At 55.4% G+C, this 17,256-nt stretch carries 16 protein-coding genes; 9 read left to right on the top strand and 7 right to left on the bottom strand.

Going from position 1 to position 17,256, the window contains the following annotated elements; translation table 11 throughout:
* Positions 1 to 46: 46 nt before the first annotated feature.
* The 3 genes from BUA49_RS16790 to lpxL are packed head-to-tail and all read right to left on the bottom strand — an operon-like array spanning position 47 to position 3,073.
* Positions 47 to 1,162 carry a glycosyltransferase family 4 protein gene (locus BUA49_RS16790; RefSeq protein WP_072799680.1) on the bottom strand — a complete coding sequence of 372 codons (1,116 nt, stop codon included), beginning with the start codon at positions 1,160 to 1,162 and terminating at the stop codon, positions 47 to 49.
* Positions 1,159 to 2,139 carry a mitochondrial fission ELM1 family protein gene (locus BUA49_RS16785; protein WP_072799678.1) on the bottom strand — a complete coding sequence of 327 codons (981 nt, stop codon included), beginning with the start codon at positions 2,137 to 2,139 and terminating at the stop codon, positions 1,159 to 1,161. The genes BUA49_RS16790 and BUA49_RS16785 overlap by 4 nt, the downstream gene beginning before the upstream one ends.
* Complete coding sequence (gene lpxL / locus BUA49_RS16780) at positions 2,126 to 3,073, bottom strand: LpxL/LpxP family Kdo(2)-lipid IV(A) lauroyl/palmitoleoyl acyltransferase (RefSeq protein WP_072799676.1); 948 nt, start codon at positions 3,071 to 3,073, stop codon at positions 2,126 to 2,128. The genes BUA49_RS16785 and lpxL overlap by 14 nt, the downstream gene beginning before the upstream one ends.
* Positions 3,074 to 3,196: 123 nt before the next feature.
* Between lpxL and waaA the strand changes: the two genes are divergently transcribed.
* Entirely contained in the window at positions 3,197 to 4,450 is a 1,254-nt protein-coding gene (waaA, locus tag BUA49_RS16775; protein WP_072799674.1) for a lipid IV(A) 3-deoxy-D-manno-octulosonic acid transferase, read from the top strand.
* Positions 4,451 to 4,535: 85 nt separating this feature from the next.
* On the opposite strand, the gene BUA49_RS16770 is transcribed toward waaA, so the two are convergent.
* Positions 4,536 to 5,918 carry a TolC family outer membrane protein gene (locus tag BUA49_RS16770; RefSeq protein ID WP_072799672.1) on the bottom strand — a complete coding sequence of 461 codons (1,383 nt, stop codon included), beginning with the start codon at positions 5,916 to 5,918 and terminating at the stop codon, positions 4,536 to 4,538.
* A 269-nt stretch (positions 5,919 to 6,187) separates the two neighbouring features.
* Here BUA49_RS16770 and BUA49_RS16765 point away from each other — a divergent pair, with 269 nt between their 5' ends.
* From BUA49_RS16765 to BUA49_RS16745, 5 genes are all read left to right on the top strand, one after another.
* Positions 6,188 to 6,805 carry an NUDIX domain-containing protein gene (locus BUA49_RS16765; protein ID WP_072799670.1) on the top strand — a complete coding sequence of 206 codons (618 nt, stop codon included), beginning with the start codon at positions 6,188 to 6,190 and terminating at the stop codon, positions 6,803 to 6,805.
* Positions 6,805 to 7,290, top strand: coding sequence for a DUF1249 domain-containing protein (locus BUA49_RS16760; protein ID WP_072799669.1), 486 nt, complete (start codon positions 6,805 to 6,807; stop codon positions 7,288 to 7,290). Before BUA49_RS16765 ends, BUA49_RS16760 begins: the two co-directional genes overlap by 1 nt.
* Before the next feature lie 232 nt (positions 7,291 to 7,522).
* A complete protein-coding gene (gene cpdA, locus BUA49_RS16755; RefSeq protein ID WP_072799668.1) occupies positions 7,523 to 8,329 on the top strand; it encodes a 3',5'-cyclic-AMP phosphodiesterase in 807 nt (268 codons plus the stop codon).
* A gap of 73 nt (positions 8,330 to 8,402) precedes the next feature.
* Positions 8,403 to 8,795, top strand: a complete 393-nt coding sequence (gcvH, locus tag BUA49_RS16750; protein WP_072799666.1) for a glycine cleavage system protein GcvH — start codon at positions 8,403 to 8,405, stop codon at positions 8,793 to 8,795.
* An 80-nt stretch (positions 8,796 to 8,875) separates the two neighbouring features.
* Positions 8,876 to 10,072, top strand: a complete 1,197-nt coding sequence (locus tag BUA49_RS16745; protein ID WP_072799665.1) for a class I SAM-dependent rRNA methyltransferase — start codon at positions 8,876 to 8,878, stop codon at positions 10,070 to 10,072.
* A gap of 48 nt (positions 10,073 to 10,120) precedes the next feature.
* Here the strand turns inward: BUA49_RS16745 and BUA49_RS16740 are convergent, their stop codons facing one another.
* Positions 10,121 to 10,777, bottom strand: a complete 657-nt coding sequence (locus BUA49_RS16740) for a histidinol-phosphatase (protein WP_072799663.1) — start codon at positions 10,775 to 10,777, stop codon at positions 10,121 to 10,123.
* A gap of 172 nt (positions 10,778 to 10,949) precedes the next feature.
* On the opposite strand from BUA49_RS16740, the gene BUA49_RS16735 reads away from it, so the two are divergent.
* The 3 genes from BUA49_RS16735 (at position 10,950) to BUA49_RS16725 (ending at position 15,166) form a co-directional block, all read left to right on the top strand.
* Entirely contained in the window at positions 10,950 to 11,480 is a 531-nt protein-coding gene (locus BUA49_RS16735) for an RNA pyrophosphohydrolase (protein WP_072799661.1), read from the top strand.
* Positions 11,481 to 11,495: 15 nt separating this feature from the next.
* Positions 11,496 to 13,802, top strand: coding sequence for a phosphoenolpyruvate--protein phosphotransferase (gene ptsP, locus BUA49_RS16730; RefSeq protein ID WP_072799660.1), 2,307 nt, complete (start codon positions 11,496 to 11,498; stop codon positions 13,800 to 13,802).
* 119 nt (positions 13,803 to 13,921) lie between these two features.
* On the top strand, positions 13,922 to 15,166 hold the full coding sequence (locus BUA49_RS16725; protein WP_072799658.1) for a patatin-like phospholipase family protein: 1,245 nt from the start codon (positions 13,922 to 13,924) through the stop codon (positions 15,164 to 15,166).
* Positions 15,167 to 15,227: 61 nt separating this feature from the next.
* Here the strand turns inward: BUA49_RS16725 and hslU are convergent, their stop codons facing one another.
* Together hslU and hslV are read right to left on the bottom strand one after the other, a co-directional pair.
* Positions 15,228 to 16,559 (bottom strand): ATP-dependent protease ATPase subunit HslU, encoded by a 1,332-nt coding sequence (hslU, locus tag BUA49_RS16720; RefSeq protein ID WP_072799656.1) that lies wholly within the window; start codon positions 16,557 to 16,559, stop codon positions 15,228 to 15,230.
* Between the two features lie 12 nt (positions 16,560 to 16,571).
* Positions 16,572 to 17,117, bottom strand: coding sequence for an ATP-dependent protease subunit HslV (gene hslV, locus BUA49_RS16715; protein WP_072799655.1), 546 nt, complete (start codon positions 17,115 to 17,117; stop codon positions 16,572 to 16,574).
* Positions 17,118 to 17,256: the final 139 nt, after the last annotated feature.

The following is a 17,256-nucleotide window of genomic DNA, read 5'->3' as shown; positions in this document are numbered from 1 at the left end:
CCCGGAGTGGCGATTAGCTGGACGACGGTGAGATGGTCTGGTGCGCTCATGATAGCGGGGGCGCGTTGCCAAGAACTTTGCGGTAGACCTCCAGTGTCGACTCTGTTTGCGCCTGAAGACGAAACCTGAAGGGGATCTCGATATTCGATGTTTTATCGTTCAACAGCCTGAGTGCAACCCGGGCGAATTCCCGGGTGTCATCGGGAGTTACAAGTCCGTCACGGAAGCATGCCTGTAATGTTTCTGCGGCACCACCCCGGTTAAATGCAACGACGGGTGTGCCGGATGAAAGAGCCTCGGTGACGGTGCGACCGAAGGGCTCCGGTTTTGTTGACATGTGGCACACGAGGTCGGAGAAGAGGTAAAGCTCCGCCATGTCATCCCGCTGCCCCAGGAAGGTGACCTTGTCGGTAAGCCCGAGTTTGGCGCGCTGCTGCTCGAGCTCCCCCATAAAATGCTCTTTGCCTGGCTCCACGCCGCCCACAATGATGCCGTGGCAGTGGGGCTTTTCGTGGGTAATTTCCGCCATTGCCTCAAGAAACTGGAGCTGGCCTTTCCACCGGGAAATGCGCCCCGGCATCATCAGAATGCGTTTGTCTTCAAGTTGAGGAAACTGCGCAAACAGAGCCTGTCGCCATGCTCCGCTTAATTTCCGTTGCCGAAAATAATCTACATCCACGCCACGCTGTATCACGGATAGCTTCTGTTCCGGAACGTGAAAGTTTCGGAGAACGTAGTCACGCACGCAATTTGAAACTGCAATCACGTGATCTGATTTCGCCATGATGGCGCTGTAGGGATTAACGGAGTACATGCCATGGAAGGTTGAAACGATCGCGGGGCGCTGATGCGCGGGCAGCCCCTTCCATGCCAGGCGCACAATCCAAGCAGGCATACGGGAGCGTACGTGAATAATGTCTGGCTGCAGCTCCCTGATCAGTTTTCGCATAGGCCGGATCTGACCAAGCGACGCGGCCGATTTGCGGTGAATCGGCATCTGGATGTGGGTCGAGCCTTGTTCTTGAAGGCGCTTTGCCAGCGGACCACCGTTGGAAACGACAAACGACTCATGGCCGTGTCGTACCAGGTCCGACGCAAATTCCACGGTTCCTCTTTCTACACCGCCACTGTAAAGGGCCGGCAGTGCCTGAAGAATTCTCAAGTAGTCGTCCTCTTTTGTCCTTTTTTCATTTTCCCGGAACCCGGAGAAAACCAGCGATGAATTACCCAGTCTGCGGCCCGATCCGCCTCCCAAAGAGAAGTCTCATGGCCAGTTTTGCCGCCCATTACTGCAGCATGATCGCTCCAGCGGGCCACATAGCCAGCTTTGAGCAGCCGTTGGACGCCGCTGACAACCCGACTATCTGAGCGTTCGGATAACTGAAACAGCCCGGTTGGAACGCCGGATGTTGCAGCTTCGCACACCATGGACATGCTGTCCGGGGTTACCCAGATGGCCCTGGACGCGGCAACGTGATGGCTGAGCCAGTCTTCGTGCGTTCTGTCAGGGTCTGCCACGGTGATCCGGGGACCAGAAAGTTCATCAAGTCTCGCCCTGAGAGCATCCGGTGTTCGCCTTGAGCCACTGATCGTCCAGCGCCATTGCGGGTACTCGCCAATCAGGTTGGTGACTTGCCCGAAAACAACGTCATCGTCCCAGTCAAAATGCGGGGAAGGCCCGCCAAGCAACAACAGAGCTTCCGGCTTGTCAGTAATTCTGGCAAGGGGCGTAACGGTGTTGATGACACCTTCTGTGATCAGAGTATCCCGGCTCTGTGCAATCCCGTCATGGGCAGGAATAATTGAGCCATTGATCCACGTGCGCGGGAACCCGGGCTTCATGATGACCAGAGTTTTTGCATTCCTGAGCCGCCGCAATGAGAGCAGAAGCCTATGAGTGCTCGTGCCTGCGGCGATGATAAGGTCTGGGTGGGGTAACGCTTTATCCAGCGCAGGGGGTATCGCCAGCAGTGCGCGCCATAATGGAACGCTTGTGTCGTGAGCATCGATCCAGAACAGGCTGGCGCCGGCCTTCACCCGCAAACGGTTACCCAGGCCTTTCAGTTGATTCCGGTGCCCGGGCTTGTTGTCTGTGAGCAACCATATTACAGGTGCCGGTGATGCTCTATTTGTTGCCATAAAAGCCCGGGTCGTCTATGTCTGGCCGCGTTTTGAAACGCCGGTGCATCCAGAGGTACTGGTCTGGGGCGCGCCGTATCTCACGTTCAAGAATCTGGTTGATCTCGGTTGCATCCCGCAGGTCGTCACCGCTTGGGAATGACTCCAGCGGAGGGTGAAAATAAATGTCGTAACCGGGTTTGTCGTCTCGCCGGAAGTGGCTGAAAGGAACAACCTTGCAGTGGCTGCGTGCTGCGATTCGTGAAGTGGCCGTGATTGTGCCGGCTGGGATGCCAAAAAATGGCGCGAACACAATGTCCTTGCGGCCATAGTCCTGGTCTGTTGCATACCATACGGTGCGATTATCCCGCAGGCTTCGGAGCAAACCACGAAGATCCCGGGAGCCGAGAACCGTGCCATACCGACGCTCCCGCGCCCGGGTCATGATGGCGTTCATCAATGGGTTGTTGTGATCCCGCTGCATCACATCCGCTTCAATATACTCTGTAATCAGGCTGCCGCCGAGATCCAGAGTACTGTAATGGCCGCCCAGCAGCAGCACGCCCTTACCTTTGGCCAAGGCGTTATCAAGGTGTTCTTTGCCGTGAACTTCCGTTATGCCGGTGAGTTTTTTGGGGTTTCGAAACCATGCAGTTCCAAGCTCAATCAGCCCAATTCCATTAGCGATAAAGGTATTGCGCACAAGCGCATCTTGCTGCGACCGAGTGAACTCCGGAAAGCACAATCGGATATTGACCTCGGCTATGTGGCGGCGCCTGCTGGCAAGTCGCCAGGCCAGCAGGCCAATACGCTTGCCAAGCCACCACTGAAAACGGATCGGAAGCTGAGCGACGCTCCACATAACCGCAATTCCAGCCCATGTTGGCCACCAACGAGGATGGCGGTAGGCAGAGTAGTCTGTATTCCGTGGCTGCCGGCGGTATTTCTTCTTCACTTGAAACAGGTCCTGGAAGGGTTAGTTTATTACTGGCCAGGCTATGGTGCCCGGCAGAGTCAGTCGTAAGCAAATCAATAGGGTTTGCGATATGATAGCGCACTGGTTTGCCAGGAGTCCTGCGTGCTTCAATTTATCTATTCACAACTTATACGGTTGCTGCTTCCATTTATTCTTTTGCGGTTGTGGTGGCAAGGCCGACAGGCCCCGGAACTGCGTCTTAACTGGCAGCAGCGCCTGGGCTTTGTGCCCCGGGCCAGCGGTACCGTGGTTTGGGTACATGCCGTCTCGGTTGGCGAAACCATTGCTGCGGCGCCTATGGTGCGGCGCCTCCTCGCGCGCGATCCCAGCATTACTATATTGATGACCGCCATGACGGACACGGGCCTGACGCAGGCCATGAAAATGTTTGGTAGTCAGGTTCAGTACGCTTACGCACCCTACGATACCCCAGGTTCGATACGTCGTTTTCTGAACCGGGCCAACCCCAGAATTCTGGTCATCATGGAAACGGAAATATGGCCGAACATGATACGCCAGAGCCGTTCCCGGCGAGTGCCGGTGTTTCTTATCAATGCGCGCCTTTCCGAACGTTCTGCCCGAGGGTATGAACGTGTCAAAAGCCTGGTTGCGCCGATCATGCGCAGTATCAGTTGGGTGGCCGCTCAGGCAGAAAAAGATGCAGAACGGTTTCGCAGAATTGGCGTTGCAGCATCCAAGGTTGCGGTGACAGGGAGCGTGAAGTTTGATGTGGATATTCCCGACGCTGTGCGGGAGGCTTCGCTAAAGCTCAAGGCATCCTTTTCCTCGCGCCCGGTCTGGATTGCCGGCAGTACCCATGAGGGTGAGGACATGCAGTTGCTGGCAGCCCATCGGCAGCTTTTGAACACTCATCCGGACGCCCTGTTGATTCTGGTGCCTCGCCACCCTGAGCGCTTTGAAGCGATCGCGGAAAAAGTGAATAGACAGAAGTTCTCGCTGGCACGGCGATCCCGGAGTGAAGACCCCTCAAGTACAGAGGTTTATCTTGGGGATACCATGGGCGAGCTGATGATGCTTTATGGCGCCAGTGACGTGGCATTCGTGGGCGGCTCGTTGATTGAGCGCGGCGGTCACAATCCGCTGGAGCCAGCAGGCTGGGGAATCCCGGTGATCTCTGGGCCTCACGTGTTCAACTTTGAAACCATTTATCAGAGGCTTCTCGATGACCGTGGCGTGACGATGGTTGGCAGTGCCGATGAGCTATCCCGTCATCTGCTGGCTCTGTTCAGCGATGCTGATGAACGTCGGGCCAGCGGCCAACGTGCGTTGTCAGTGGTTAACAAGAATAAGGGTGCGCTAGATAGAGTGGTTGACGGGGTTATCGCGCGGGTTTGAAGCGATCGGGGCTGGTATCGGGTGAGGAAGCTCATTCCTCACCCGATCTTTATTATTACGCGTTTCTGTGCCTTCCCGGTGCAAACTAGAGCGTGGGATCGTCCAGAGTCTTCCGATCATTGGCCAGGGCCTCAATGCCAGGGGCATTGGCGCTCAGCCAGTTGTTCAAGTCAATCAGATCTCTCGGGCTGAGCGTTCCGGCAGCCTGCTTCAGTTGAAGCGTATTATTCACATAGTCATAACGGGCGTTGGCGTAATCCCTCAGCGCAACATAGTAAGCCCGCTCTGCATCCAGAACTTCAACAATATTTCGTGTGCCCACATCATAGCCGGCGCGCGTGGCATCCAGTGCACTGCGGCGGGAAATAATCGTCCGCTCCAGGGCTGACGCAGTTTCAATGTTGTTGTTAACGGTCAGGAACAGGCTTCGGGTATTCACCCGCACGTCGCGGCGTACGGTATTCAGAGACTGTTCGGCCACGGTAACCAGAGAGCGCTGCTGGCGCACACCGGCCTGGGTTCCGCCGCCGGAGTACAATGGTACGTTGAGGCTGAGCTCGATCACGCCCTGAGTGCTGACACCATCACGCTGAACGCCCGGCGGATTCTGCTCAATCCCGGTGACATCGGATTTGCCGTAAGAAGCATTCAGGTCCAGCGTTGGGTAATGGCCCGCCTTGGCTCTTTTCAGCCCGGATTCGCTGGCGTTCAAGTCATAAAGGGCAGACTGAATGGACCAGTTCTGCTCCAGCGCAGTCATTTCCCACGCAGTCGGATCCATTGGTTCAGGTCGGCCCAGAGGGAAGTTCTGGCGCAGATTCTCCAGGTCCTCCGAGTATTCGCCTGTTAACCGGGCCAGCCTCTCCCGGGCAATGTTCGTCTGGTTTTCTGCGGCAATCCGCAGGCTCCTGCTGTCGTCGTAGCTGGCGCGTGCTTCGTACACCGCAGTGATGGCGATCAGACCCACATCAAAGCGCTCCTGGGCCTGCTCGTACTGTCGCTGGATCGCTGCTTCGGTTGCCTGGGCGGTCGTTACCGTATCCTGAGCGCGCAACACGTTAAAATAAGCGGTTGCGACATCAAGAATCAGCTGCTGCTGTGCCAGATTGTATTGGGCACGTGCAGATTCTGTCTGGAACTGGCTGGCGTCATACTGAAACCATGCGTCTGCCCGGAACAATGGTTGTGTCAGTTGCACGCCGTAGTTCAGTTCGCGATAACTGTTGTCCTGGCCAGCGCTGGGCCCGTCTGAATCAATATGGCGGGCATCGCCATAGGCTCCTATCTGCGGTAACAGGGCGCTTTGGCTAACATCGCTGGCAGCTTGCTGGGATTCAAACCGCGCTTGGGCTGCGGCAATGCCAGAGTCGTAGGAGAGTGCTTTCTCATAGGTCTCTACCAGATCCAGGGAAAGGGCAGGCTGTGCTGCCAAGAGGCCAACAAGTCCGGAAAGCAATCGTTTCTTCATTGTTACTCCTGAGTACATGTGCGCGTCTGCACCCACCCGGGGCGCTGAAAGGGAATGCCGGATCTCTGCAGTTGATATGAAAACGGCATCAGTAATGGCATGGAAAATGGAACCGGCCTGAACAGATCCGTCATTATGGACAATAATTGCTCTCAGCTCTACACTTGCAAATGACACTTAATTAGCATGCTATTTATCTATAGCTTGCGCTTGCAATAAATGACTTCAAGCGGCTATCGTTCAAAATCCAATCGCAACCGGGATGAATGATGGCCGAGCCATTCCAGTTTCAATCTAGCGACGTCACAATCGAAAAACGCGAAACCGTCTTCCAGGGCTTCTTCCGTATGGACAAGCTGTGGCTGGTGCACCCGCGCTTTGATGGCCGGAACATGCCTCAGTTTACCCGCGAACTCTTTCTCCGCGGCGATGCCACCTGCGTACTCCCATACGACCCCGACCGCGACGAAGTGGTCTTGCTCGAACAATTTCGCCTCGGCGCAATTGGGCGCGACCAGTCACCCTGGTTGCTGGAACTCGTAGCCGGAATGAACGAAAACGGAGAAAGCAGCGAAGACGTTGCCCAGAGAGAAGGTCAGGAAGAAGCTGGGCTCAGTTTCAGCAAGCTCGAAAAAATCTGTGATTATCTCGTCTCGCCGGGGGGCACCACCGAAATGGTTTACCTTTACTGCGGCAAGGTCAGCACCGAATCTGCAGGCGGCCTGTATGGTCTCGAAGACGAACACGAAGACATACGGGCCCACGTGGTTTCGGCTGACGAAGCCATCGCCATGATCAGTGACGGCCGCATCAACAACGCGGCTGCAATCATCGCCATTCAATGGCTACAGCTGAATCGCACCAGATTGCGTGCAGGGTGGCAGTAATGGGCGAATGGACAATGAAACCCAAACGCTATGTGCCGGATCTGCGCCAGCTTGGAGCCCTGTGTGAGGGTAACTACCAGCGTCTTCGCCGGCTGCGTCAGCTCAGAGTCGACGGCCAACCCGTATGCGAAATTGAACTGTACCGGGAAAACGAGTACTTCGGTCGCGTTCGGATTCAGGTGCTGCAAACCGCCCGGTATACCGAAACCCTCCAGCTCGAACAGATCCACAACAGCGGTCGCTGGCTCAATAACCCGCAGATGACCGTTCGGGTATACCACGATGCGGTCATGGCAGAGGTTATCAGCTGCTATCGTGACAGGCAGATTGCGCCCGTCAACGACTATCCCAACCGCTTTATGCACCACCCGGATGAAAAAGTTCAGGTTAACGGATTCCTCGCCGACTGGCTTGAGTACTGCCTGAGATTCGGTCACCTGCCTCTTGAACATGCCGCCTGGACTGCCGGAGAAAGCGCCGACTGAGGCAGACTTTGCCCCTCTGACAATAAGCCAGGCGTCCAGAAAGACGAGTTCAGTTGTTAAATAATGCAATATATTGCCCGGCGCCTCGTCAGAATGTGACGCTGGTTCCAGTGGCAGGTGATAAATCCGGAAGCTGACAACGTACACTTGTTCTGAAATCATAGCTGCTGTGTGAAACAGGAGCCTGTGAATACGTTACTCAAGCGATGGCAGCGAGCACACCAAGAGCATTATGACCTTAAAGGAATCCACCCGTCCGCTTCGGGTACTGCAGTTAACGGATCCGCACCTGATGGCCAGCGCAGATGGCTCGTTGCTAGGTGTAAATACCCGTGACAGCCTCGATGCCGTTATCGCAGAGGTGCTCAAGTCCCATGGGCAACCGGATCTGATTCTGGCTACCGGCGATATTGCTCAGGATGGCTCGGAAGGGGCCTATCGCGTTTTTGGAGACCGCCTCGGAGCCTTCAGCGGCGCTTCTGCATGGATTGCAGGGAATCATGATCAGGTTGGACATCTGGCGGAAGTCGCAGCGCGTTATGACGCAGATCGACGGCACATTGTTCAGGGCGGCTGGCAGTTCATCCTTCTGGACTCTTCCGTGCCCGGTAAAGTATTCGGGGAGCTTGCAAAATCGGAACTGGATTTTCTCGCAGGAATGCTGGAGCAGCACCCGGATTTGCCGGCGCTGGTCACGCTGCACCACCACCCGGTTGATATCAGCGCTGACTGGATGAGAGAAATCGGGCTCAGGAATCGTGAAGACTTCTGGCAGGTGATTGATCGCTTCCCGCAGGTAAAAGTGGTGCTGTGGGGCCACATCCACCAGATCCATGAGCAGCAGAGAAATGGCGTGCAGTTGCTGGCAACGCCTTCCACTTGCATTCAGTTTACCTCCGGCTCGCGCAAGTTCTCTGTGGAAGACCTGGCGCCGGGGTACCGTTGGTTTGAGTTCCAGGCTTCCGGCAACTTCACGACGGAAGTGTGCCGGGCCCGGGAGTTCGAGTTTGAACTCGATCAGAACAGCTCCGGTTACTGAATCGCCCTTGCAAGGTTCGCTGGCGCTAAGGTTTCGGTTACACTGCCCAAAAAATCCGTCAGGAATTATTCTTATGAGCGATACCCCTTCCGATCTCAAGTACATCGAAACCCACCAATGGGTGCGTGTAGGCGCCGATGGCACCGCAACGGTAGGCATTACAGACTTCGCCCAGGAGCAGTTGGGTGATGTGGTTTATATCGGCGTTCCCGAGGTAGGTGAGACGGTCACCGGTGGCGAGGAAGCAGGTGTTGCGGAATCCGTGAAATCGGCATCGGATGTGTTCAGCCCGGTAACGGGTGAGGTTATCGAAATCAATGAGAGCCTGGAAGATGAGCCCGAGAAGGTGAACGAAGACCCTTATGGCGACGGCTGGCTGTTTAAAGTAAAGCTTTCCGATCAAGGTGAGCTTGAAGGCCTGATGGACGCTCTGGCATACGCTGAGCACGTCGCGGCTGCTGAATAGACGGTTCACCTGAGCTTGGGTGTGGTCGTCTTCAGTTAATGTATAATCCCCGCCCTGAATTTCTTTCCTAGGTGGTCGCAATGAATTTCCCGGTTTTATATTTACGCAAAGGCGCGGAGCGCAGGCTTCGGGCTGGCCATCTGTGGGTTTACAGCAACGAAGTTGATATTCAGCGTTCACCGCTGACGGAGTTTGAGGCCGGTGCTCAGGCTGAGTTACGTGCGTCTAATGACAAGCCGCTCGGTGTTGTGTTCGTTAACCCGCATGCACTCATTTGCGGACGTCTGATCAGCCGTGATGCTGCACAAGGTATGACGCCGAACCGGCTGACCCAGCGCATGGAGACGGCGCTGGTATTGCGGGAGCGGCTGTTTGATAAACCGTTCTATCGCTGGGTGTTCGGAGACAGTGATGGGCTTTCCGGGCTGGTGGTGGATCGGTTCGGCGACACGGTGGTGGTGCAGATCTCCACCGCCGGCATGGAGCAGATGAAAGAATCGATTATTCGCGCGGTTCAGCGGCTGGCGCATCCCAAGGCCATTATTCTCAAGAACGATGGCAAGATGCGTTCGGTTGAAGGTTTGGATAGCTACGTTGAGCAGGCATATGGTCCTGAGGCAACGCTGCTTGAAGTGGAGGAAAACGGTGTTCGCTTCGAGGTGCCCCTTGAGGGTGGCCAGAAAACCGGTTGGTTTTATGATCATCGCATGAATCGCCAGCGTCTGCAGGCCTACGCACCGGGTAAGCGGGTGCTGGATGTGTTCAGTTACGTTGGTGGTTGGGGCATTCAAGCTGCGTGTGCCGGTGCCACTCAGGTTACCTGTGTGGATAGTTCTTCAGGAGCAATTGATTCGGTTCATCACAATGCGAAGCTCAATGGTCTGGACAATGTGGAGACCATTGAGGGCGACGCGTTTGAGGCGATGAAAGCGCTGGCGGACGAGAAAGAGAAATACGACATCGTTGTGCTGGATCCGCCGGCATTTATTCCTCGCCGTCGCGATCAGAAGGCCGGAGAACAGGCATACGCGCGACTGAATCAGCTTGGGTTGCGATTGCTGGAACGGGATGGGCTGTTGGTTTCTGCCTCATGTTCCATGCACCTCTCACAGGAGAAGCTGGTGGATATCATTAGAGGCAGCGGTCGCAAGATTGATCGTTTCGTGCAGCTTCTTGAGCAGGGGCATCAGGCGCCGGATCACCCGGTCATTCCCGGGATTCCGGAGACGGACTACATCAAATCCTGCTTTGTGCGTTCGCTGACCGGCTTCATGTGACGTTGTTACTGACCCCGAAAACGGAGTCAGTTTTTCTGTTGGCGAGTGTTATCCGCGAAGACTGATAACTCCCCAACCCCGATTTCGTGCGTATTCTTCCAGCTTCGGGTCAGGGTCAACTGCGATCGGGTTGTCGACTTTTTTCAGCAACGGCAAGTCATTGTGTGAATCGCTGTAGAACCAGGCGCCGTCCAGGCTTTCACCATGTGCGGCCAACCAGTCGTCCAGTCGGGTGACCTTGCCTTCCTGAAAGCTGGGTGTACCGGCTATCTGGCCGGTGTAGTGACCGTTAATCATCTCGGGCTCGGTGGCAATCAGGTGTTCAATGCCCAGCGCTTCCGCGATAGGTTCGGTCACAAACCGGTTGGTGGCCGTGATGATCATCAGGGTGTGGCCGCGCTTCCGATGGCTGTGCAAAAGCTCATCGGCCTTTTGCAGCAGCATAGGTCGCACTTTCTTATCCATGAAAGTAGTCCGCCACCCCAGTAGCTCATCCATGCTGTGGATTGAGAGGGGCTGAAGCGCAAACCCAAGGTAGTTCAGTATGTCCAGCTCGCCATTCAGGTATTCCTGATAGAAGCGATCATTGGTCTTGCGATAGGTTTCGGCATCAACAATGCCTTCCTCTACCAGAAACTCGCCCCAGGCGTGATCGCTGTCACCATCCAGCAGGGTGTTGTCGAGATCAAAAATTGCGAGCGTCAAGCGATTACCTCCAGAGACACAGGGCTTGCGGAAAGCCGGTATCTTACCATGAGTGCCTTCGCACAGCTGCGTTTGCCGCAGCCTTGGGATTCTGTAAGAATGAGCGCAACTTGGAAAAATCCGACCGGTAAATATCTGACCGGTCTGCCGACTTTATTAAGAGGACTGTGCCGTGATCGATTCAGACGGTTTCAGACCCAACGTCGGAATCATTCTGGTCAACCACCAGGGAGAAGTTCTCTGGGCAAGGCGAATAGGGCAGGACTCCTGGCAGTTTCCCCAAGGCGGTATCAATCATGAAGAATCGCCGGAAGACGCGCTGTACCGGGAGCTTGGAGAGGAAATTGGCCTGGGCGCCAATGATGTTGAGATCATCAGTTGTACCCGGGGTTGGCTGAGATACCGCCTTCCCAGAAGAATGGTACGGCACAACTCGCACCCCGTCTGTGTGGGCCAAAAACAGAAATGGTTCCTGCTGAGGATGTTATCACCGGATGCGCAAGTACGCGTTGACGGCACGGATTCACCGGAGTTCGACGGCTGGCAGTGGGTAAGCTACTGGTATCCGTTGGGTCAGGTGGTTTCCTTTAAGCGTGAAGTGTATCGACGTGCGCTGAGAGAACTTGCGCCAAGACTGTTCTACAACATGGAGCAGTGGCACCGGAGCGAGTATAACCGGCGTTTACAGGAACAGGCGAAATGACGGACTGACACCCCCATGCTGAGCATTCTGCGAAGTCTTGTACAAGAGGTAAACAGCGCCCGGGATCTTCACGAGGCGCTGAGTATCATCGTATCGCGTGTGCAAAAAGCCATGGGAACCGAAGTCTGCTCCGTTTATCTGTTGGACCCGGCTTCTAACCGCTACATTCTGATGGCAACCGAAGGCCTGTACCTGAAAGCCGTAGGCAAAGTGAGCCTTGGGCACTCAGAAGGGCTGGTCGGGCTTGTGGGTTCCAGAGAAGAACCCATCAATCTGGAAGATGCGCCCTCCCACCCCCGCTATCGATATTTTCCCGAAACCGGTGAAGAGCGCTTCCGCTCGTTTCTCGGGGTTCCCATTATTCACCATCGCCGGGTACTAGGCGTTCTCGTGGTTCAGCAGCGGGAGAGTTCCCGGTGCTTTGATGAGGGGGAAGAGGCATTTCTGGTCACCGTTTCCGCTCAGCTTGCGGGTGTTATTGCCCACAGTGAAGCGACCGGCGCAATCAGCGGCCTTTCCCTGACCGGCGAAGAGGCCCGCGACGTCAGCTTTAACGGTGTGCCTGGTTCACCGGGCGTTGCGATTGGCCATGGTGTTGTGGTCTACCCGGCAGCCGACCTGGACGTGGTTCCCGATAAGCCGGCGGAAGACATTGAGCTGGAGCTGGAGTTATTCCGATCGGCTGTCCAGGCGGTCTGTGAAGACATTGAGGGGGTTGCAAAACGGCTGACCTCACGGCTTCGTCCTGAAGAGCTGGCACTGTTTGATGTTTATCTCCGCATGCTAAGCGACGAAGCCTTGCCCGGTGAGGTCAATAACCGGATCCGTGAGGGGGTCTGGGCGCAGGGCGCTCTCAAGCAGGTGGTTCAGAATTATGTTCGTCATTTTGAAATGATGGACGACCACTACCTCCAGGAAAGAGCGGTAGATATCCGTGATCTCGGCCGCCGCCTGCTTTCCTATCTTCAGGAAGGCGAGCAGAAGGATCTGAACTATCCCGAGCGCACGGTTCTGGTCAGTGAGGAACTGACCCCCTCCATGCTTGGAGAGGTACCCCGGGGCCAGTTGGTCGGTCTGGTATCGGTCAAGGGCTCCAGCAACTCCCACGTTGCCATTCTCGCTCGGGCAATGGGCGTGCCAACCGTTATGGGGCTAGTGGATATTCCAGTTAATCAGCTTGATGGTAAGGAGCTGATCGTTGATGGTTTTGAAGGGCAGATTTTTGCTTCCCCTTCAGCTGATCTCCGGACATTTTTCCAGACCATCTGTGATGAAGAAGACGAACTCGACCGCGGGTTGGAGGCGCTTCGTGACAAGCCGTGTGTAACAACCGATGGTCACAGGGTGCCTCTGCTGGTCAATACCGGGCTGATGACCGATGTGGTGCGCTCCCTGTCCCACGGGGCTGAGGGTATTGGCCTTTACCGCACCGAAGTGCCTTTCATGATCAAGGATCGCTTTCCATCGGAGCAGGAGCAGCGGCAGTATTATCGCGAACAGCTGGAAGCGTTTGCGCCCAATCCGGTGACCATGCGTACTCTGGATATCGGCGGTGATAAGTCGCTGACGTATTTTCCGATCGAGGAAGAAAACCCGTTTTTGGGTTGGCGGGGAATCCGGGTGACGTTGGACCATCCCGAGATTTTTCTGGTTCAGGTGCGCGCCATGCTGAAAGCCAGTGAAGGTCTGAATAATCTCCAGGTGATGTTGCCCATGATCAGCAATATCTCCGAGGTTGAAGAGTCCCTGCACCTGATATATCGGGTTTACCATGAGGTAAGGGAAGAGGGTTATGACATCCACATGCCCAAAGTGGGCGTAATGATTGAGATACCTGCTGCCGTGTACCAGATTCGCGAGCTGGCTGACCGTGTGGATTTTCTTTCGGTTGGCTCCAACGATCTGACCCAGTATTTGCTTGCGGTGGACCGTAACAATCCCCGAGTTGCCCAGCTCTATCACTCATACCACCCGGCTGTGCTGCAAGCTCTCGTGCGAATAGCTCAGGATGCCCACGCGGTCGGCAAGCCAGTGGGTATCTGCGGTGAGCTGGCGGGGGATCCTGGGGGTGCCTTGCTGTTGATGGCCATGGGCTACGACTCCCTGTCCATGAATGCGGCCAGCTTGCCGAAAGTAAAATCTGTGATCCGCAGTGTCAGTCGGGAGTGGGCTGTGAAGCTTCTGAAAGATGTGCTGTTACTGGATTCGCCTCACGTTATCAAGAGCTGCGTGGAGCTTGCGCTGCGCAATGCCGGCTTTGGTCGTTACCTGCGCCCCGTTAAATCTACGTCCGCAGCTCTGGCCGAACAGGTTGCTTCTTGAAAATGTCATATCGGGTAGCCTTTCAAACCTAGGGTGCGCACTCTAAACCGGGTTGCTATCTTGTTGTTTATAGAGTCCAGAAAGTCCGCTTTGGCTATTTATCCGGAAAAGGAACGGCTATGAAAGCGCCAACTGATCTAAAGCCAACTCCACGTATCGGGCTCGCGCTCGGTGGGGGTGGCCCGTTGGGTGGAATTTACGAAATAGGTGCGCTCCGGGCGCTGGATGAGGCGCTGGATGGGCTGGATTTCAATAACCTTGATGTCTATGTGGGCGTTAACACTGGCTCTTTTGTAGCGGCCAACCTGGCTAACCAGATGACAACGGCACAGTTGTGCCGGATCTTTGTCCGGAACGAGGCCGAGGTTCATCCTTTTCACCCGGACGTTTTCTTCCGCCCGGCTTTGAAGGAAATGGGAAGCCGGCTGTTGGCCATACCGGGGCTGTTTGCCACTGCCATGCGCCGCTTTATCAATAACCCCCACGACCAGAGTCTGCTCGAGGCCCTCACCATAATGGCGCAAGCGGCTCCCGCCGGGCTTTTCGACAATGAAGGGCTGCATGAGTATCTTAAGCGCGCGTTTTCCATGCTCGGCCGTACGAACGATTTCAGGCAGCTGAAGCACAGCCTCTACATTGTGGCTGCGGATGTTGAAAGCACTGACGCCGTATGTTTCGGTGCTCCCGGATTTGACCATGTGCCGATTTCCAGAGCTGTTCAGGCGAGCACAGCGTCACCTGGCTTGTATGTGCCTGTCGATATAGATGGTCGGTATTATGTGGATGGAACACTGCGCAAAGGCCTGCATGCTTCGGTAGCGTTCGAGGACGGCGCTGATCTGGTTTTTGCAGTAAATCCCCAAGTTCCGATTGATGCGAGTGCTGCGGTGAGGGCCGGCACCATGGCGCCAGGAGAGTTGACCCATTCAGGTATGCCAAATCTGCTGTCTCAGATGTTCCGGACCATGGTGTATTCGCGTATGAAGTCGGGAATCGCACACTACGCGACGGATTATCCGGATAAAGACATTTTGTTGTTCGAGCCGACGAGAGACGACGCCAAACTGTTTTTCTCTAACGTGTTCAGTTTCCAGTCACGCAGGATGGTCTGCGAGCACGCCTATCAGATGACGCGCCGGGATCTGCTGAACCGGGCCGACGAGCTGGAACCAAAGCTGGCGAAATATGGCATCAAGCTTCGCCGGGATAGGCTGGAAGACGAACAGCGCACTATAAGCACCAGTCTTTATGGTGAAATGCTGCCACTGTATGTAGCGAAGAGCAGACAGAAAAAGGCAGCAGGGAAAGGAAAGCTCGTGACCGGGCTGGAAAATGTCACTCACCTGTTTTCAAAAGCAGAATAGATAGCCTGGCCAGTGGCGTTAAACGCACCTGGCCCGGCGGCCTCAGATCCGCGTGCGCGGGTCAGAGGATATAGCGGCTCAGATCCTCGTCTTCCGACAGCTCTCCAAGCTTTTCATTCACGTAGTCAGCGGTCACTTCAAACGCGTCTGTTACACCATCACCGGCATCAAACGACAGGCTTTCCAGTAGCCGCTCCAGAACTGTATGAAGGCGTCGCGCACCGATGTTTTCGGTGGTCTCGTTCACCTTCCAGGCAATCTCCGCAATGCGGGCGATGGCCTCTTCGCTGAACGTCAGTTTTACGCCCTCGGTTGCCATCAGCGCTTCATACTGCTGAACCAGCGATGCATCCGGCTCGGTGAGAATGCGCTTGAAATCGTCGGGGCTGAGAGCCTGCAGCTCCACACGGATTGGCAGGCGGCCCTGAAGCTCTGGAATCAGATCCGATGGCTTCGCCACGTGGAACGCGCCGGAGGCAATGAACAGAATATGATCCGTGCGCACAGAACCGTATTTGGTGCTCACGGTACTGCCCTCAATCAGGGGCAGAAGATCCCGTTGAACCCCTTCCCGGGAAACATCCGAAGAGGTGTTCTCTGAGCGCTTGGCTACCTTGTCAATTTCATCAAGAAACACAATGCCATTTTGCTCCACTGCAAGAATGGCTTTCTGCTTTATCGATTCTTCATTGACCAGTTTGGCCGCTTCTTCTTCCTTTACCCGTTTAAGGGCGTCAGCTACCTTCATTGTTCGGGGCTTGGATTTGTCAGCAGACATGCTGGAGAACATGCTCTGCAGCTGGTTGGTCATCTCCTCCATGCCCGGAGGTGCCATGATCTCAACGCCGGCACCAGAGTTGCGAAGATCGATCTCGATTTCCTTATCGTCCAGCTCACCTTCCCGCAGCCTTTTCCGGAACAGCTGGCGGGTGGACGAGTCTTCAGACGACTTCTGGCTGTCTTCATTAAAGCTTCGGGGCGGCGGAATCAGGGCGTCCAGAATGCGGTCTTCGGCGGCGTCCAGGGCTCTTTCTTCGTGGCGCTTCATTTCCTGCACGCGCAACATCTTCACGGCCATATCTGCCAAGTCACGAATGATGGATTCCACATCGCGCCCAACGTAACCCACCTCGGTAAATTTGGTGGCTTCCACTTTCAGGAAAGGTGCGTCGGCCAGCTTGGCAAGGCGGCGGGCAATTTCGGTTTTACCCACGCCGGTGGGACCAATCATCAGAATGTTCTTGGGCGTGACCTCATCGCGAAGCGTGCTGTCCAGTTGCATCCGGCGCCAGCGATTTCTCAGGGCAATCGCCACGGCTCGCTTGGCTTCTTGCTGACCCACGATGTGTTTGTTGAGTTCGTGGACAATCTCACGGGGAGTCATTGCAGACATGGTTGCTCCGGATCAGTCATTTTTGGAGGGTGCGTCTTTGGAGAGCACCTCAACAGTGCGATTATGGTTCGTATAGATACAGATATCCGCCGCGATATCGAGACCTTTTTCAACAATCTCGTGGGCGGAAAGTTCGGTATTCTCAAGCAGGGCGCGGGCAGAAGCTTGCGCAAACGGGCCACCGGAACCAATTGCAATTAATCCCTGTTCTGGCTCGATCACATCGCCATTACCGGTAATAATCAGAGACGCAGTTTTATCCGCCACCGCAAGAAGCGCTTCAAGTCTTCGCAGAGCTCGGTCCGTACGCCAGTCTTTGGCAAGTTCAACGGCGGCCCTCGTCAGGTTGCCATTGTGCTTCTCAAGCTGGGCTTCAAACCGTTCAAACAGAGTGAACGCGTCTGCGGTGCCACCTGCAAAACCTGCGATCACCTGACCGTTGTAAAGGCGGCGAACCTTGCGGGCGTTACCCTTCATTACGGTATTCCCCAGGGAAACTTGGCCGTCGCCACCCATGGCAACTTCGTCATCGCGTCTGACGGAAAGTATGGTAGTCATTAGGGCTCCAATTGCCTGATAGAAATCGCTATGGAGCAGTAATGGAGGCAGGGCGAGAGAATTCAAGTGCGATGGAGGAGGAGACTGTGGGGCGGCCTTTCAAAAACACGCTGTAAATACTTCTTTGTGCGCTTGGCTC

It is taken from the genome of Marinobacter antarcticus (genome assembly GCF_900142385.1).
GTDB lineage: Bacteria > Pseudomonadota > Gammaproteobacteria > Pseudomonadales > Oleiphilaceae > Marinobacter > Marinobacter antarcticus.
This window is presented reverse-complemented; position numbering and strand designations above follow the sequence as displayed.

Bases quoted from the DNA above. Each gene is read 5' to 3' on its own strand.
- hslV (WP_072799655.1), bottom strand. From the start codon at position 17,117: ATGACTACCATACTTTCCGTCAGACGCGATGACGAAGTTGCCATGGGT.
- ptsP (WP_072799660.1), top strand. From the start codon at position 11,496: ATGCTGAGCATTCTGCGAAGTCTTGTACAAGAGGTAAACAGCGCCCGG.
- BUA49_RS16770 (WP_072799672.1), bottom strand. From the start codon at position 5,918: ATGAAGAAACGATTGCTTTCCGGACTTGTTGGCCTCTTGGCAGCACAG.
- gcvH (WP_072799666.1), top strand. From the start codon at position 8,403: ATGAGCGATACCCCTTCCGATCTCAAGTACATCGAAACCCACCAATGG.
- BUA49_RS16745 (WP_072799665.1), top strand. From the start codon at position 8,876: ATGAATTTCCCGGTTTTATATTTACGCAAAGGCGCGGAGCGCAGGCTT.
- BUA49_RS16725 (WP_072799658.1), top strand. From the start codon at position 13,922: ATGAAAGCGCCAACTGATCTAAAGCCAACTCCACGTATCGGGCTCGCG.
- BUA49_RS16785 (WP_072799678.1), bottom strand. From the start codon at position 2,139: ATGGCAACAAATAGAGCATCACCGGCACCTGTAATATGGTTGCTCACA.
- cpdA (WP_072799668.1), top strand. From the start codon at position 7,523: ATGACCTTAAAGGAATCCACCCGTCCGCTTCGGGTACTGCAGTTAACG.
- BUA49_RS16760 (WP_072799669.1), top strand. From the start codon at position 6,805: ATGGGCGAATGGACAATGAAACCCAAACGCTATGTGCCGGATCTGCGC.
- BUA49_RS16765 (WP_072799670.1), top strand. From the start codon at position 6,188: ATGGCCGAGCCATTCCAGTTTCAATCTAGCGACGTCACAATCGAAAAA.
- hslU (WP_072799656.1), bottom strand. From the start codon at position 16,559: ATGTCTGCAATGACTCCCCGTGAGATTGTCCACGAACTCAACAAACAC.